Genomic DNA, 19,060 nt, shown 5'->3' with positions numbered 1-19,060 from the left:
ATTTTTAAAAGGATTAAAACTGCATGTTAAGTCCGAATAGGAAATTACGCGTTGTAGGATAGGCTGATAGCTCTATGCCAGAAGTTAGATTTGGACTACCATCTCCCGCAATTTCAGGAGAGAAACCACTGTAATTGGTGAAGATAAACGGATTTTGTGCAGTCACATACAAACGTAGCTTTGATTTAGAACTATAAAGATTATTAAAAGTATAGCCCAATGTGATGTTATTTATACGAAAATAACTGCCTGATTCTAGATAATAATTGGAAGGTAGAAAATCTCTTTCTGCTCCGGGATGTGAGTTCGTAGAACCTTCTTTTGTCCAGCGGTTTTCAAAAGTACTTAAAGCGATGTTTTCTCCGCCATTGATGCGTGTACTTTTCATCCCGTTGTAGATTTTATTGCCCGCTACCCCATATCCTGAAGCGTTAAAATCGATCGCTTTGTAATTAATTCCTAAATTAATACCGTAAGTAGAACTAGGTAGAAACGATCCGAAAAATTTACGATCTCTGGAGTCAATAACGCCATCAGCGTTTTCATCTGTATAACGCAAATATCCTGGTTTTGGAGATCCTTGTCGCGCATTTGAATTTATTTCATCTTGATTTTGCCAAACACCGTTCATTTCATACATCCACCATCCGTATATTGGCTGTCCAACACGAAGCTGTTTTGTAAGCTCACCATTGTTAAGACTTCCGCCTTGGTCCCCATCGTAAGCCGCTTTAACCTCCTTAACCGTGTTTTTGTTGTAAGAATAATTTACACCGACGGAATAGCTAAATTCTGGAGAAATGGATTTGTTCCAATTTAAGGCGACTTCCACACCTTGATTTAGGATTTTTGCGCCATGATCATAAAACTTATCTTCATAGGCAGAGGTGTATGTCGGTGTGACCAACAAGATCGCATTGGTATTCATCTTATGATAATAGTCTATGGAACCTGAAAGTTGGTTGTTTAGAAATGCGAAATCCAATCCGGCGCCAGTTTCTTCCGTCACCTCCCAGCTTAAGTTTTTTGCCGGTGTGCCGTACGCACTTCCAAATACCATATTTTGCTCAGGACCAAATACATAGTTGTAAGAAGAACTTGTAGGGCTCGTTAATATGGTTGAAACATTTAATGGGATATCTTGATTACCTAATTTACCCCAGTTTCCGCGAACTTTCAACAAATTAATCCATGTAGCATCCTTCATGAAGCCTTCATTTGTTACTGTCCATCCTAAACCAATGGATGGAAATGTACCCCAATATTTTCCGGTGTTACGGAATACGCTTGAACCGTCACGACGTAAAGTAGCTGTTAAATAGTATTTACTGTCGTAATTATATTGAACGCGACCGAAGTAAGATGCCAAGGCACGCGGGGTATAATAGATTTGTCTGCTTTCCACTTTATATGCGCCCGAACCATGATCTATACTCCAGTATTGTGGTTTTTGAGGGACATCATAACCTTTGTCGCTCATCATGCTGTTGATGTCATACTTTTCACGCGACATACCTAAGACAGCTTCGACACTATGTTTGTCAAATTTCTTGTTAAATGTTAAGAAATTCTCCCAAGACCAACGGAACTGTTCCAGAGTCTCATAACTCAAACTATTATTAGCATACTCTAAGGATTCGGTGTTTTTCGCTTTAAACTCTTCAAATTGTTGCGCTGTACGAAGTGGATCACCATTGAGCCATGCATCCTTTATATCCGAAAAAACTCTATTTCTCGAGTAGAATTTATTTCCACCAATACGGGAGTTTACTTTTAAATAATCTGTAATTTTAAACTCACCTTCGAAACTACCTTGTAGTCTTAATGTATTGATTTTCTCATTGTTTCTAAGTACTTCGTAGACCGGATTTCCAATAGAGTTTATATTACCAACGATCTCACCGGGATTTCTTTCATAGCCAACAACACCGGTAGTTTGATTTACAATACCCTTTCCATAACGCCCGTTATCATACATTACAGGAACCAATGGGGATTGTTTGTAGGCTGTTGTGAAAGCTCCATTGGGTTTTGGTGTAGCATTTGTAACGGTGAGATTCAAGTTTTGGGTAAACTTAAGTCTATTATCCAAAAACTTGTAGATGTTGTTGTTTCGGATCGTATTTCTAACATATTTTGAGCCATCTAGAATACCGTTTTCGGTAAAGTTGTTTGCTGAAACAAAGTAATCTACTTTTTCAGTTCCTCCCGATATATTGACGGCATTATTAAAGACAGTTCCCGTCTTTATTAATTCATCATACCAATCGGTATCATTATGCTGATTTTCTGACAGTAACCATCTTTTATCTTGATCCTGATATTTTTGACTTTCATTAAAGAAAGTCCGGAATTGTTCTCCATTAGCCATCTTAACCCGGTTAAGAATCTTCTTCATCCCAGCATAACTTTCATAATTAATACTAAGAGTCCCAGTTTTACCTTTCTTCGTGGTCACGAGGATCACACCGTTTGCGGCCCGAAGACCATAAATTGAAGCCGAAGATGCATCTTTCAAAACATCCATGGATTCGATATCGGACGGATTGATATTATTGATGTCCGTCTGTGCGATACCGTCAACGATATAGAGTGGATTTCTTCCGCCTAGAGCTGTTCCCAGACCTCTTACAATAACGTTGGGTGATGACCCCGGAGCTTCATTTGCAATAATATTGATACCTGCAGCTTTACCTTGGATGGATTGCATGGCCGACATGGCAGGTTGCTTCGTGATATCGGATGATTTCAAGGAGCTGATCGATCCGGTCAGATCTGCTTTCTTTTGTGTACCATAACCGATAACAACAACCTCTTCCAATGCTTGATTTTGATTTTCTAAGAATACATTGAGTTGCGTTTGATTACCAATGTATACCGTTTGTGTGCGATAACCCAGAAAGTTAAAGACCAGTGAGTCGGTAGGAGAGGCATTGATTTGAAATTTCCCCGTTGCGTCGGTTTTTGTAGATACTGCTTTCCCTTTGATACTAATGGTGACGCCAGGCATGGATATCATGCTTGTGCCATCTTTGACCACTCCTTGTACCGAAGTTTGTCCATAGGCAACCGATACGACCATGGATGTCAAAAATAATGCGGATAGATTCCTCATATCGTTAATTTTTGGTGTTTGTTTAAAATACGTTGGTTATTTCCCTGAAGCAAATATGTTGATGTAGTACAACTTTGCCAAAATTTAACATATTCACATCACTACTACATGAAATTTCGGCTTGCTCAGGCTACCTTTTGTTGTATTTTATATTTTTGATAATCAGTATTTTGTGTTGTTGTTTTTACTGAAATAACACGAGCTTTAGTGTGTTTTATACACTAAAGCTCGTGTGTGGTAATGATGTAGTGTCTGTGATGAAAATTTAACGTTCCATCAGGAATTCAGAAAGGTTTTTGTCTGTTGGAATGCCCAACTTTTTGCGTAGTCGATAGCGTCTAATCTCGACACCGCGTGTACTAATGTTGAGTAATGAGGCAATTTCCTTACTCGACATATTGAGCCTTAAATAGGCACATAGTTTCAGATCATTGGGGACGAGATCAGGAAACTCTTGTTTCAATTTCTTGAAAAAATTCTCATGTGATTCGTTAAAGCTTCTTTCAAAAATATGCCAGTCACGATCGTCGTTATGGGCATCATCGATAAGCTTGTTTATCTTTTTCAATTCATCCGAACTCAGCTTGTTGCCATCAGCATCTTTAAGCTGTTTGAGCTCGGCGTGTAAATTGTTCAACATCTCATTTTTGTAAACGATATTGAGTGCCGCATTGGCAAGTTCTTTATTTTTTGATTGAAGCTGATCTTCTAATTGCTGGTTTTTAAGTTTAATCCAGTCCTTTTCTTTTTGCTCTGTTTCGCGTTCCAAGGCAATCTTTTTCTCTTCTAGCCATTTTCGCCGTATTTGAAACTGACGCTTGCGCTCCCGTTGAAGATTAAACCTGTAAGCTAAATAGATGAGCGTTATCAGGACGAGTGTATAAAATAACTTCGCCCACCAAGAAAGAAACCATGGATGCCGAATGGTAAATGAAAATGTCTGGACTTCCGAAACTGACCCCATATTGTCCTTCGCCCTGATTTTAATTTGAAACTCTCCATAAGGTAGATTTGTGAAATCTTGATAGGCAGTTTCACTCCATTCGGACCAATTGTCTGAGTAACCTTCGAGATAATATTGGTATTGAAGTGGCGAAGTCGAATAATATGGACTTGAAAAGCTAATTCTAAGATTATTGTCCGATGATGATAGTTTAAACGCTGAATCTGGGATAATAGCCTGGCCTGTTGTCAAGTTGACAAGTTGTGCTATTTGCGGAAGTGGCAACCTGTATTTTTGTGATTTATCGGCATGACGGTAGATCGCAAATCCATCATCTAAACCAATGAGATAGTATTGGTTTTCAATCGGGAGAATGTTTTCATAGTTATTCATCATTCGATCCTGTAAGGGACTGAGCAGATTGGAGTCAATATGTAGTTCGCCCTTACTGTCAAAATCTACTTTAGCAATTTTAGTCTTCTGAATAAACCAGTAGCTGTTTGTATTGATCGGTATGACCTTATTTGAATTTTTATAGCTGCCTAACGCTGTGTTTAATTCATTGGCATAGCTGAATTTTTTCACAATATTGTCGAATTGGAGAAATCCGCTGTCTGTAGCAAATACAAGATTATTTTCTAAGGTATAAATCCCCGTAAATTGCCTCTTTGAAGCGATACTATCCTGTTTGGAGGAAAATAAAATTTTTGCCTGCTGGAAATTCGCATCAAGTCCGAGTAGTTGTATCTGTCCCCAATCGCCAATCCAAAAGGCATGGTTATCTTTTTGCGCCAAGAATCGAACCGGTTCTTTAACGCCTGTGAACTGCTGAACGAACGCTAGGTGTATACCATCGAACGTGAATTTCGATAAGCCTGTATAGTTCCCCTGAAGAATATTTTTTGTTCCAAAAATAGGTTTGAAAACCCATCCTCCGGTAATCTGCGAGATCTTTTCAAGCTTCCCGTTATCTAATTTGAAGGTTCCGTCATTATGTCCACAGATCAACTCATCACCAAATTGTGCTAATGTCCAAACCTGACCATTTGAATTTGGAATCTGAGAGAAATTTAATGAATTGTAATTGGTCAATCCCTTCCATTCACTTGAAAATAAGCCCTTATTAGTTCCAAGATAGATTTTTCCCTGATAGATGATCGATGTATAAACGGTACCTATTTTTCCGACAAAATCAGTGTAAAATGATAATGGGGAATTGATTTCAATGCGGTCAATGCCATTATCAAGTCCCACCCAGATATTCTTCTGATTGTCCTTGACAATGCTGAGTACAGTATTGTTTTGGAGACCATTGTTTTTATTGATATGTTGAATGACCTGCCCATTTTTATTGATGATAATAACACCGTTTTGGATGGTGCCAAAAGCATATTGTCCATCGTAGAGGTATAAGCCATTGTTTATTTGTGACTGGCTTAAGAGCTGATTTGCCGGAGCAGCCCAGGGTAGGATTGTTCCATCGGCTTTCATCAGGTAGAGGCCGTTTCGCGAGGTCGCAATAAGCGAACTCGTTGCGTCGTAAGGTAAGATGGCAAGTACATTTTTGTCTTTCAAGACATCTTTTCCTTTTACAGGAATTAATTTATCCTGTTTAAATTCATGCAGACCACTTGGTAGTTGTTCAAAAAATAATTTATTGTTGAGCTGATGTGGAAATAAAAAAGGCTCACCTTTAGCCGTTAATTGCCGTATACGATTGTTTTCCCAGATATAGGATTTCGAAAATGTATGAAAAAATACCCGTTGGTCTTCAACAATGATTTTCCAGATTTCTTCGTTTGGAAAGTAGGTTTTGTCCTGTACCAGCTTAGAGAGACTTTGATAAGTCAAGTTTCCAAAGGGTTTGTAAGTCCAATAGCCAAATTCACCTCTTCCACCGGTGTAAATCTTGCCATCTTTACCGATTGCGACACTTCGTACCGTGGAATGATTAGGAAGCGGAAAGATGCGCCAATATTGTCCGTCAAACTGCAATAGACCTTCGGTATTGGCACTATAAATACGACCATCTTTGTCGACTGCCAAAGACCAGTTTTGATTTCCAGCCTTGTATTGGTCTTTTTTGTATTGTTTGACAAAAGGCGTACCTGTGGGTATGATTGTTTGACAGTAACCCTCGGGCAGTAAAAAAAATAACATGCTGCAAAACCAAAAGATATAGATGTTCCTATATTTTTTTGTTGTCATCGACTCCCTCACTTTGAATTGATTTGGGGGCAATATATCGATTTTATTGCAAAATTGATAATCTCTAGCGGTGTAGTATGCTCTGGCAGATCGCTAGCTTATTTTGAAGATCAACCGATCGATTGTTGGAAGAAAAATTAGCAGCTGCCAAGGGGTTTATTTTTCTTTTTTTTAAAAAACCATTTAATTGTGTTGAAAATCAGGAATGAAGCCATTTATTCCACTAATTTGAACAAAAAATACTCCTTTTGCTGTAAACGATTTTTGATATTTGAGTTCATTTACTTCGTTAAATAACCAAATAAACCAAAACAACTATGATAACACCGATGACCAAAACGGTAGGTAAGGGGTTGCTTTTATTTTCGTTGATGAGCATGTCTGCACCGGCGGTGCTTGCCCAGTCGCAAATAAAGATATCCGGAAAAGTAAGCTCCTCAACAGGCGAGCCTCTTGCGGGGGTTACCGTACAGATAAAGGGGGTGAAAAACGGCACTGTAACCGATGGGGCCGGCAATTATCAGATTCTTGCGCGAGATATTGATGTCCTGATATTTTCGCTGGTAGGCAAAGAGAAAACCGAAGTCCAGGTCGATAAGAAAGATCACATTAATCTTGTACTGCAGGAGTCCAGTAGCCTGATTGACGAAGTGGTTGTAGTAGGCTATGGTACCCAGAAAAAAAGTAATCTAACGGGTGCTGTTGCTGCTGTCGATGGAAAGGTGCTTAACAAACGTATCGCTACAAATCCAACGCAGTTACTTCAAGGTCGCATGCCCGGACTTCGTGTTACCCAAGGATCGGGAGAAGCGGGGAATGAAAATGTGAATCTCCAGGTACGGGGATTGGGTTCCTACGGCGCCTCTTCTGCTCCACTGGTTATCGTAGATGGTATCCCCGGTAGTTTGGAAAATTTGAATCCCCAAGCAATCGAGAATATCACCGTATTGAAAGATGCCGCTTCAGCTGCTATCTATGGGGCAAGAGCAGCAAATGGAGTCATTCTTGTGACGACAAAACAGGGTAAAGCTGGAAAAACACAACTGAGCTACGATTATAATGTCGGAATTACCAAGGCCTCAGCTCTTCCAGACCTCGTATATAATTCCGTTGATTACATGACCTTGTATAATCAGGCAAATAAAAACTCGGGTGTCACAAATCCAAATGCTTCCTTTAGCCAGGAGATGATTGATGCCTACAAAAATGCAACAGATAAAAGATTATATCCCGATTTTAACTGGTTAGATGCTGTCTTTAGAACTGTCCCGGTGCAAACGCACAATTTAAGCTTAAGCGGTGGTGCCGGAGGAACAAATTACAACGTTATATTGGGCTACGTCAATCAGCCTGATATTATGATCGGGACTTCTTTTAAAAAGTATAATCTACAGCTTAACCTAGGCTCTAAAATAAATGATCGGATAAGTTTTGGTTCAAGTATCACCTTGAATTATGGGGATCGGAAATATCCTAGAAACGGTAGTGAAGATCAGTTTTTGTCTACCATTAGTCAATCACCACTTTATGGACCTGTATTACCAGATGGTAGTGGTCGTTATTCGTCTAGGGCATATCCTTTTCAATCCCCAAATAAAAACCCTGTTGCAGTTGCCGAAAATGCATTTACAAGACTGAACAATTATTTTATGCAAGGCAATATTTTTTTAAATGTGAAAATATTGGATGGACTGGATTGGAAGACGAGCGGCGGGTTGACGTATGGCTTTACAAAAAACTATACCAACAAACCTGTGATTAATCAATACATGTGGTTCGCCAAACCGGATGACCTACCCGCCAGACAACTTGATGTAGGTGGTCAGGGCTTAGAAGTAACGGACGACAACAATGTATATCCAGTCGGGTATACGCAATTGACTTACGATAAGTCTTTTGGAAATCATAACATGAAAGTACTGGCAGGAACCCAGGCAGAATATAATAAAACACAAAAATTGTTCGGAAGTAGGTTGCAATTTCCCAACAATGACCTGCTTGAGCTCGATGGTGGCGGAGCTGGACAACAATCAAATAATGGTGTCACCAATGAGTGGTCATTGAGGTCTTATTATGGTCGGTTAAACTATGACTATAAAGGCAAGTATCTACTCGAAGGGAATGCACGTTATGACGCCTCTTCACGTTTCCCTGAAAATAGAAAATGGGCGTTTTTCCCTTCATTATCTGGTGGTTGGAAAGTCTCGGATGAGAACTTTTTTGGTCCGAAATTGAAAGAAGTTGTTAATGAACTAAAGTTAAGAGCCTCCATTGGAACATTGGGTAATCAAAATATTGGTAACTACCCATATCAGATTGTTTACAATTCCTCTTTTGCTTATCCTTTTGATGAAACGCTCCAACAGGGAGCTCGTCAGGTAGCCATGGCCAATGACCGGATCAAATGGGAAAGTACCAAAGTCTTGGATTTCGGTGTAGATATCGGTTTATGGAACAACAAATTGACCGCTTCTTTCGATTGGTATAACAAAGTAACATCCGATATTTTATCTGCATCTACAGCTTTCCCTTCTTATATTGGATTGACTGCACCGACCGTAAATTATGGTGAATTGCGTAACAGAGGTATAGAGCTCGGCCTTCAATACCGTGATAAAATTGGAGCGGTATCCTTGACCCTCAATGGAAATATTCAGGCCAATCGCAACAAGGTGATTAAATATGGGGCCGAACGTATCTCGGGCAATACCATTATCCGGGAAGGTTTACCTTATGGTAGTTTTTTCCTTTTGGAGAACACGGGCATATTCCGTTCGAAGGAAGAGGTGGCAGCTTCTCCAGTGCAACAGATTCCAGCACAACCGGGCTATCTGAAATTTGCTGACGTTAATGGAGATAAAGTTGTGGACAATAATGATCGAATTGTCGTGCCCGGAGCGTATCCAGATTTCGATTACTCCTTTAATGCAACGGCTGTTTGGAAGAACTTTGATTTTACAGCCTTTTTCTTTGGTTCCCAGGGACAAAAAATATTTGTGAGTGAGTGGGGAATCGTGCCCTTTAGGCAAGGCGGAACGTTCACTCGCGACTGGATGAACGCTTGGACTCCAGAGAATCCGAATGCATCGCTTCCAATAGTGGGTGCTGAAAATACCCCTGCGGCAAATAATGTACGGACTGCATCGACTTTCTTTTTAAAAGATGGATCCTTCTTGCGCCTTAAAAATATTCAGGTAGGCTATGCTATTCCACAGAGCACCTTGTCCAAAGCTGGTATTTCTGGCCTTCGCATTTATTTTGCGGCGGATAACCTGCTCACATTCTCCAAGTTCCCTGGTTTAGATCCCGAACGTGGTGTTTCATCAAGCGGTGGTGCAACATCAGGACGTTATGTGACTCATCCGCAGAATAAAGTATTCGCATTTGGGGCGAGCATCACATTCTAATCGAGTGGTAACTAAAAAAAAATTACAGATGAAAAAGAGCGTAAAAAAAACATATCTATATTTAAGCTTAGCAGCCTTAGCTGCATTGGGTAGCTGTACAAAAGATTTTTTAAATAAAAATCCAACAGATAAAATTTCGGAGTCAACCTTCTGGAAAACGCAGACTGATGCTGATTTGGCACTGTCGGGCTGTTATGAATTTCTGTGCCGAGGATACAATTCGACGTCTTCATCCAATGCACGTGGTGGCTGGGGTGGAGCAAGTATGTTTTGGGATGGGCTTTCAGACGATGCCTTTGTATCCAGTACCTCCAATAACTTCAATATTATTTCGCGGTCCGGAATCTCCTCGACAACCGGCGGAATGCAATCTGAGGGGTATGAGATTTCGTATCAGGCCATTGCAGCATGCAATAAATTGATTGCCAATATTGACCGTATTGCAAGCATGAGCCAGCAGGACCGTGACCGATATAAAGCAGAGGCTCGTTTTATCCGCGCCCATTACTACTTTTTGTTGACCAATCTGTACGGTGATGTGCCATTGACTTTAGAACCTCTGGGTATGGATGATGCGAGTATCCGGCTGGGTAGAACACCTAAAACCAACATTATCGAAGCGATTTTGGCAGATTTAGATTATGCGAGTGAAAAACTGCCAAATACAGGGTATAAAGGACATGCTGTGCGGGGATCTGCACTGGGGTACAAAACAAAGGTGTTGTTGACGGTGAAAAAATGGGCTGAGGCAGCTGCAACAGCGAAGATTGTTATGGATGAAAACAAGTTTTCGATCTATCAGGGTGGATACCGCGATCTGTTTAGAAAACCTGGACAAAATAATAATCCCGAAATCATGTTCTCCGCTCGATTTTTACCACCCAATATGTATAGCCCGGCAGATATGATGTATTCTTATCTGAAGACCATACAACCGCTGGGTTATCTGGTGGATTCTTATTATGCCATCGATGGAAAAGATATTAAAGAATCGACAGTTTATGATGCTAAAAACCCTTACGAAAATAGAGATCCACGGTTGAAGTCGACAATCATGTACCGTGGTGTATGGCGCGGTACCACAGCATCTTCTGCTTTTGATCCCGTTGCTGAAGGCGTTTTGGGTGGTTTTTTACCGCGAAAGTATATCAACGAATCGAAATGGCCAACAAGCTACGCGACACAAAGCGATCAGGATTGGGTATTCTTGCGCTATGCCGATATTTTATTGATGTATGCAGAAGCGAAGAATGAAAGTGCAGGGCCTGATCAGACTGCTGTCGATGCATTGAATAAAGTACGATCTAGGGCTGATGTGAAAATGCCGCTCGTACAGTTTAGCGGTTCCTTGACAAAAAATGAATTCCGCGATATTATCCGTCATGAACGGCGGATTGAACTGGCTTTGGAAGGTCAACGTTATTTTGACTTGAAACGCTGGGGGATAATAAAAGAGGTGATGGATAAAACCAAGGATCCAGATGGCGCTTCACGGTTATTTATGGCAAGAGATACCTTATGGCCAGTCCCGCAATCTGAGGTAGATATGGCCAAAAGTTTAGGTAATGACAATTTTAAACAAACACCAGGTTTCTAAATGAAGAACTGTGAAAATTTAGGTATGAAAGCTATATATAAAATGTTGCTGGCACTTATCCTCATCGTGGGAATGAGCACGGGATTATTGTATGCGCAAGTAAATCGCTTACCAGATAGTGTACGCATGAAATGGTGGGAGGAAGCCCGGTTTGGTATGTTTATCCATTGGGGAGTATATGCACAGTTCGGCGGTGTTTATAAGGGACACGAACAGGCACGTGGTGGAGCAGAATGGATTATGAACCGATCAAAAATTCCAGTTGATGAATATCAGGCCATGGCGAAACAATTTAATCCCATCGCCTATAATCCAGACGAATGGGTACGCATGGCGAAAGATGCGGGCATGAAATATTTGATTATCACAGCCAAACACCACGATGGTTTTGCACTCTTTGAAACAAAAGCGAGTAAGTGGAATATGGTGGACGCTACGCCCTATGGCAAAGACGTCTTGAAACCTTTGGCCGATGCCTGCCGAAAATATGGACTGAAGCTTGGCTTTTATTACTCACAGGCGCAGGATTGGAATAACCCTGGTGGGTCGGCTGCTCGTAAGTTAATGCGAGAAGGCTGGCCTAATCCAGATTCAACCCGTATCGATGACTACACGCTAGCACATCATGGCCATTGGGACCCCAGACAAGAAACAGCGAGTTTTAGTGACTATATCAAAAACGTATCCGTACCTCAGGTCAAAGAATTGTTGAGTAACTATGGCGATATTGCTGTACTATGGTGGGATACGCCAACCAATATGACCGACGAAGCTGCAAATATGCTTCAGGACCAATTGGCATTACAACCCAATATTATTACGAATGATCGATTGAAACGGCCTAATTTCCCCGGCGATACCAAAACGCCGGAGCAAAAAATTCCAGATTGGAGTGAACTCGAAGGCAAACATTGGGAAACCTGTATGACCATGAACGGTACTTGGGGCTACCGCACATCGGATCATAAATGGAAGTCTGCCGAAACCTTGATCCGCAATCTCGTTGATATTGCTTCCAAAGGTGGAAATTACCTGTTGAACGTTGGCCCAAAACCCGACGGATCCTTCCCCCAGGAGAGTATAGAACGTTTGGCTGTAATTGGCAAATGGATGAAAGTCAATAGTGAAGCGATCTACGCAACCAAGAGTAGTCCTTTACAGCCATTTGAATGGGGGCGGTGTACCCTAAAGGAAGATGGAAAGCGGACTTATTTGTATGTCTCTGTATTTGACTGGCCAAAAAATGGAATAGTTGAACTTCCGATTGAAAATAAAGTTGTAAAAGCGAGCCTTTTAGCCAATAATCAAGTGTTAAAGGTAAAATCGAATGCCAATGGTATTCAGATTGCCGTGCCTGAGCAGGCCATTGATTCTGTTGCTACGGTGATTAAGATCGAAGTGGCTGGCAAATTTAAGCGCGAAAAAGGGCCCGGAGCAAAGAACATGAAAACTGGAGCTTTGGACGAGTAAGGCCGATAAGATGGAAAGCAGATACTAAAATAGCATAATGAAGAAAAGTAGATTGAATAAAATAGTTGCGTTGTTGTTGACTTTTGGAGTTTCTCAGCTCCACGCTCAGGAAGTTAAGCGGATTGATCATGGCTGGGATTTCTTAAAGAGCGATCTGGGTGGAATCTGGGAAGCTGTAAGGCCGGTGGGAGCCGGTAATCCCGAATCTGTTCCATTGTGGCAGCAGGTAGATCTACCGCATTGTTATAATGCGCTGGACGCTGTTGATCCAGCTATCAATTATTATCAGGGACCCAGTTGGTATAGAAAATCGCTGGAGATCGACAACCCCTATTTAAATGGTCACACCCTCCTTCATTTTGAAGGAGCCGGGCAAAAGACAGCTGTTTATATCCATACCGTTAAAGTTGGGGAGCACGTTGGTGGATACGACGAATGGACGGTGGACATCACGGATGCGGTTGAAAAGTTTAAAAAAACAGATGCTTTTAAAAAACAATTTAAGAGTAAAATACCACTTTCAATTCGTGTGGACAATTCGCGTGATCTAGAAATGATTCCCTCCAATCTGTCTGATTTTAATGTCTATGGTGGTATTTACAGACACCTAAACCTAAAATATGTTCCGCAGACAGCCTTGGAACGTGTATTTGTTGAAGCGTCAGTAGGGGCCGATGGAAAGCAGGGGGTAGTCAACGTCCGTGGACGACTGATGCCATTTTCGGCTCAGACAAATTTTGAAGTCGAAATGCAGCTCTATGACCCTGCTGGAAAAATCGTGCAAACCCAGCAACCACAGGTTAATAAGGGCGCATTAAATCTTGAATTTGGGAAGTTCATGGTCAAGAAGCCACAGCTTTGGAGCCCTGATCAACCGGCTTTATACCGTTTAGTTACGACAATCAAAAGCAATGGACAAGTATTTAAGGAAGAGAGTGTCTTTGGCTTTAGACATGTAGCGTTTAAAGAAAAAGGTCCTTTTCTGCTGAACGGGAAAAGACTTTTGCTTCGCGGTACCCATCGTCATGAAGACCATGCCGGAGTTGCTGCAGCAATGACTGACGATCAGATCTTACAGGAGATGACCCTGATGAAAGAGATGGGTGTAAACTTTATACGCTTGGGACATTATCAGCAGAGTCGTAAAGTGCTTGAGGCCTGCGATAGTCTGGGTATTTTGGTTTGGGAAGAGATTCCATGGTGCAGAGGTGGATTGGGTGGTGAGGTCTATCAGCTTCAGGGAAAACGGATGTTAACCAATATGATTGAACAGCATTATAATCATCCGTCGGTCATTATTTGGGGCCTCGGCAACGAAAATGATTGGCCCGGTGATTTTACGGAGTTTGATCAGGCGAAGATAAGGGCTTATATGAGTGAACTGAATACCTTATCCCATCAATTGGATCCGAGCCGTAAAACAGCGATACGGCGCTGTGATTTCTGTAAAGATATTGTTGATGTTTATTCTCCGTCCATTTGGGCGGGTTGGTATAGAGGCGTTTATACCGACTATAAAGCAGCCTCCGAAGAAGAAATGAAAAAGGTAAAGCATTTCCTTCATGTGGAGTGGGGCGGGGATAGTCATGCAAGACGACATGCAGAGGACCCTGACCGTGCTCTAGCTAAAATCAAAGGTGATGGTACAACAGATGAACGGGCAGGCGATGCGTCGCTCATTGGTGGAGCAGCACGCGTTTCTAAAGATGGCGATTGGAGTGAAAGCTACATCTGTAATCTCATCGATTGGCACTTAAAGGAACAGGAAACCATGCCTTGGCTCACGGGAACAGCCTACTGGCCATTTAAAGATTTTTCAACTCCGGTCCGGCCAGACAATCCTGTGCCTTATGTCAATCAGAAGGGTGTTGTTGAACGGGATTTTACCAAAAAAGAATCGTACTACGTATTCCAGTCGTATTGGACCGAGAAGCCAATGTTGCATATTTATGGCCATAGCTGGCCGGTCCGTTGGGGTGAAAAAGACGAGTCGAAAATGATCAAGGTGTATTCCAATGCCAAGGAGGTTGAGCTTTTTGTCAATGGCAAAAGTCAAGGACTAAAGAAAAGAAATAGCCAAGATTTTCCAGCGGCAGGTTTGCGCTGGATGGTGAAACTGAACGAAGGAAGCAATCAGATTAAAGCTGTCGCGAAAAACGGCCGGGAAATTCTCGTGGATGAAATTGAACAGCAGTATCAGACAAAAAAGTGGGGTAAACCGGCAAAACTTCTTGTGGAAAAGATTGCCACGGAAGGCGATATGATCACTGTGCAAGCTCAAATTGTGGATAAGACCAATACCCCCTGTCTCGATGCAAAGGATTGGATCTATTTTGGTTCGACCGGCGATGGTCAGTTGATCGTCGACCAAGGCACTTCTACGGGGTCGAAAAAAGTGCAGGCCTACAATGGTCGTGCATTGATTAAGCTTCGACTGCCTTCGGGAAGCGCTGTGGTATCAGGCCGGATGGAAGGATCAAAAAGTACCTTGTTAACGATAGAAAAATAACACAAGATGTTAAAAGCAACGAATCATTTGAACTTCTTTTTACTGCTCGGTCTCATGGGGTCGCTTGCGCCATGCCGTGCACAAGGCAATTCGCAGCAGCTCAAGCTTTGGTATGATCAACCGGCCGCGCTCTGGGAGGAGGCACTACCGCTAGGCAATGGCACTACAGGAGCGATGGTCTTTGGTGGGCTAAGTAAAGATAGGTTTCAAATTAATGATAATACCCTGTGGTCGGGTGAACCCGATGCGGGCAATAATCCCAATGGCCCGCAAATTCTACCCAAGGTACGCCAAGCCATCTTTGCTGGAAAATATGAAGAGGCAGCAGTCCTTTGGAAGAAAATGCAAGGACCTTATTCTGCTCGATATCTACCGATGGGCGATTTATGGTTGGATTTTCATCAGGACGAAAAAAAGGTAAAAGATTACAAACGGGAGCTGGATATGGAGCGAGCGATCAATCGGGTCAGCTATTCCTATCAAGGCGTTCAATACCAAAGGGAAAGTTTTATCAGTTTTCCGGATAAAGCATTGGTCGTTCGGTTGAAGGCAAATAAGAAAAAATCAATTACATTCGACCTTTCCTTAACCAGTAAGCTAAAATACAGTGTTTCAGCGCAAGGGAATAATCAGCTGACCTTGCAGGGTAAAGCACCAAGTTTTGTCGCCAATAGGGATTATGAACCCCAACAAGTCGTGTACGACAGTATTGGCGGAAAAGGGATGGCTTTTGCGATGCAGGTAAGCGTAAAGAATATCGGTGGTGTGGTAAAAAAAGAGGGGGATAAGCTTAAGATCATAGGCGCCGATGAGGTGATTTTATTTTTGACGGAAGCGACAAGCTTTAACGGTTTTGATAAGTCGCCGAGTCAGGAAGGTAAAGATGCCACGCTGCTCGCAAAAAACCGCATGCATACTGTCTCCAAAAAGAATTTTCAGACCATACTCTCCGATCATCAAAAAGATTATCAAGCACTATTCAATCGAGTAGCCTTTGAGTTGGCTGGTACCTCTGCGCATGATAAATTGCCTACAGATCAACGTATCATACAGTTTTCCAAAGGACCGGCCGATTTGGGGCTGCTGACACTGTATTATCATTTTGGACGGTACTTGTTGATTGCCAGTTCCAGACAAGGAGGGAGACCAGCTAATTTACAGGGGATCTGGAATGATCATGTGCAGCCGCCCTGGGGAAGTAATTACACGACCAATATCAATACAGAAATGAATTATTGGCTCGCGGAAAATACCAATCTTGCAGAATGTCATCAACCGTTGTTTGATTTTATGGATGAGCTGGCTATCAATGGGGCCAAAACAGCATCGATAAATTACAATATCGATAAGGGCTGGGTTGTTCATCATAATTCCGATCTATGGGCCAAAACTTCCCCTCCGGGCGGATACGATTGGGATCCCAAAGGAATGCCGCGCTGGTCGGCATGGCCTATGGCAGGAGCCTGGTTGAGCACACATCTATGGGAACACTACCGTTTTACGGGTGACAAAACGTTCTTGAAGGAGAAGGCCTACCCCTTGATGAAAGGGGCAGCCCAATTTATGTTGCAATGGCTGATTGCGGATCTCGGAAATAAATATCTCGTCACCAATCCGTCCACTTCACCTGAAAATACAATTAAAATAGCAGGTAAAGAATATCAATTGACCATGGCCTCTACCATGGACATGGCGATCATTCGGGAGCTTTTCACAGCTGTTATTCACTCCTGTGCTATACTGAACGTTGATCCTGAATTTAAATCAGCACTAGAACAAGCGAAGGAAAAGCTTTATCCCTATCAGGTGGGCCAATATGGACAATTGCAGGAATGGTTTAAAGATTGGGATGATCCAAAGGATCAGCATCGGCATATTTCCCATTTATTTGGATTATACCCGGGCAATCAGATCAGTTTTGCCGAAAACAAGGCTTTGGCCGCGGCATCCAAGCGTTCATTGCTTTTAAGGGGCGATGTGAGTACCGGCTGGTCGATGGCCTGGAAGACAAATTGGTGGGCGAGGCTTCAGGATGGAAATCATGCCTATAAAATCCTCAAGGATGCCTTAAATTTTATTGATCCCAAATTGGACCGTGCGCAGATGAGCGGTGGCGGAGCCTATCCGAATCTATTTGATGCACATCCACCTTTTCAAATAGATGGGAATTTTGGTGCTACGGCGGGAATGACTGAAATGTTGCTGCAGAGTCATGATGGAGCCGTCCACTTGTTACCGGCCCTACCTGATGAATGGTCTGCTGGTACGATAAAAGGAATTAAGGCCAGGGGAAACTTTACCGTAGATATTGCCTGGAAAAATAACGTATTGACCGAAGCAATGATCGTGTCCAATATTGGTGGTGTTTGTCGTTTGCGTACACCTTTACCCGTTAAAGTTGTCGGTGTCGAATCAAATCAGGCAGCTGTCACAGACAATGCGCTATTATATAAACCGGAACAACTTCCGTATACGGTAGCGGATTCTTCCAAACTGCCCCTTTTAGCTGGTCCAAAAACGTTTGAAGTTCAATTTGAGACCATAAAAGGTAAACGGTACCGTATTGTTCCAATGTAATTCAAAATCCAGGAAAAATGAAATTTACATCAATTGTTCGCGTCATTGGCTGTCTCCTTGGGATCGCAATTTTCCCTTTATTCTTGAGGGCAAAAATGAAGGAAGGTATTTTTGAGCAGGAGATCATCCAGACGCTGCGCCCTGTTATCCTAAAGCAGTCCAAGTGGGCGATGAAGCAGAAACCATTGACTGTGACAGCTTATAAGGCAGTTCGGAGTACCGGGGGTATTCATGATTTTTATTCTGAAGGCGATTATTGGTGGCCCGATCCCAAAGATCCCGCTGCGCCCTATATTCAACGGGATGGGATGACTAATCCAGCCAATTTCGTTGAACATCGTAAAGCGATGATCCGCTTCAGCCGAATCGTGGGGGCACTGGCCTCAGCCTATCGTTTGAATCCAGATAAAAAATACGTACAGCAGGCCCTTCGCCATTTAAAGGCTTGGTTCGTGGATGCAGAGACGATGATGAATCCGAATCTTCTTTATGCTCAGGCTATACAAGGGCGTTTTACAGGGCGAGGAATAGGCATTATTGATACCATTCATCTGATGGAAGTTGCACAGGGCGTAAAGATATTTGAAGACGACCCCAATTTTCCACAGGCTGCTAAGGATGCCATACATCGCTGGTTTGCAATCTATTTACGCTGGCTTACAACGCATCAATATGGGATCGATGAAATGAATGCTGCCAATAACCATGGTACCTGTTGGGTGATGCAGGTCGCTGCATTTTCGAGTTTGGTGCAAGACACGGTATTACTCAACAGATGTGCAGATCGCTATGCGCACGTGTTATTGCCGAATCAAATGGAGTCTAATGGCAGTTTTCCGAGAGAATTGCAGCGGACAAAACCTTATGGATACGCGTTGTTTAATCTGGATGCGATGACCATGATCTGCCAGATTTTGTCCAAGACCAACACCTCCCTTTGGCAGTATACATTGTCAGATGGGCGGACAATAAAAACGGGTGTTGATTTTATGGTCCCTTATATTGCAGATAAAGAAAAATGGCCGTATCCGAAAGATGTCATGTATTGGGATCAGTGGCCAATTGCGCATCCGGCACTCGTATTTTCGGCAGAAGCTTACCAGAATAAAGACTATCTGCAGCTTTGGAAAAAGCTTGATCATGCACCTGAACAAGAAGAGGTTGTTCGAAATTTACCCATTCGCAACCCGATTATATGGCTTTGATTTTCCTGGCTCTTTATAAAATAACTTAA

At 42.3% G+C, this 19,060-nt stretch carries 8 protein-coding genes; 6 read left to right on the top strand and 2 right to left on the bottom strand.

Annotated features, from left to right (window positions below; translation table 11 throughout):
- Positions 1-13: 13 nt before the first annotated feature.
- Together B2O97_RS23705 and B2O97_RS23700 are read right to left on the bottom strand one after the other, a co-directional pair.
- A complete protein-coding gene (locus B2O97_RS23705; RefSeq protein ID WP_115047991.1) occupies positions 14-3,115 on the bottom strand; it encodes a SusC/RagA family TonB-linked outer membrane protein in 3,102 nt (1,033 codons plus the stop codon).
- Positions 3,116-3,380: 265 nt separating this feature from the next.
- Positions 3,381-6,218, bottom strand: a complete 2,838-nt coding sequence (locus B2O97_RS23700) for a helix-turn-helix and ligand-binding sensor domain-containing protein (RefSeq protein WP_286768275.1) — start codon at positions 6,216-6,218, stop codon at positions 3,381-3,383.
- A gap of 365 nt (positions 6,219-6,583) precedes the next feature.
- Here B2O97_RS23700 and B2O97_RS23695 point away from each other — a divergent pair, with 365 nt between their 5' ends.
- The 6 genes from B2O97_RS23695 to B2O97_RS23670 are packed head-to-tail and all read left to right on the top strand — an operon-like array spanning position 6,584 to position 19,031.
- On the top strand, positions 6,584-9,673 hold the full coding sequence (locus B2O97_RS23695) for a SusC/RagA family TonB-linked outer membrane protein (RefSeq protein WP_286768274.1): 3,090 nt from the start codon (positions 6,584-6,586) through the stop codon (positions 9,671-9,673).
- A 28-nt stretch (positions 9,674-9,701) separates the two neighbouring features.
- Positions 9,702-11,270, top strand: a complete 1,569-nt coding sequence (locus B2O97_RS23690; RefSeq protein WP_147282019.1) for a RagB/SusD family nutrient uptake outer membrane protein — start codon at positions 9,702-9,704, stop codon at positions 11,268-11,270.
- A 24-nt stretch (positions 11,271-11,294) separates the two neighbouring features.
- On the top strand, positions 11,295-12,740 hold the full coding sequence (locus B2O97_RS23685; protein ID WP_115049501.1) for an alpha-L-fucosidase: 1,446 nt from the start codon (positions 11,295-11,297) through the stop codon (positions 12,738-12,740).
- 37 nt (positions 12,741-12,777) lie between these two features.
- Positions 12,778-15,249: a glycoside hydrolase family 2 TIM barrel-domain containing protein gene (locus B2O97_RS23680; RefSeq protein WP_115047997.1), complete on the top strand. Its 2,472-nt coding sequence runs from the start codon at positions 12,778-12,780 to the stop codon at positions 15,247-15,249.
- Between the two features lie 6 nt (positions 15,250-15,255).
- Positions 15,256-17,826, top strand: a complete 2,571-nt coding sequence (locus B2O97_RS23675) for a glycoside hydrolase family 95 protein (protein ID WP_286768273.1) — start codon at positions 15,256-15,258, stop codon at positions 17,824-17,826.
- A 17-nt stretch (positions 17,827-17,843) separates the two neighbouring features.
- Positions 17,844-19,031 carry an alginate lyase family protein gene (locus B2O97_RS23670; RefSeq protein WP_115047999.1) on the top strand — a complete coding sequence of 396 codons (1,188 nt, stop codon included), beginning with the start codon at positions 17,844-17,846 and terminating at the stop codon, positions 19,029-19,031.
- Positions 19,032-19,060 lie beyond the last annotated feature (29 nt).

The sequence above is a fragment of the Sphingobacterium sp. UBA865 genome, from assembly GCF_002295765.1.
GTDB classification, from domain to species: Bacteria; Bacteroidota; Bacteroidia; order Sphingobacteriales; family Sphingobacteriaceae; genus Sphingobacterium; species Sphingobacterium multivorum.
This window is presented reverse-complemented; position numbering and strand designations above follow the sequence as displayed.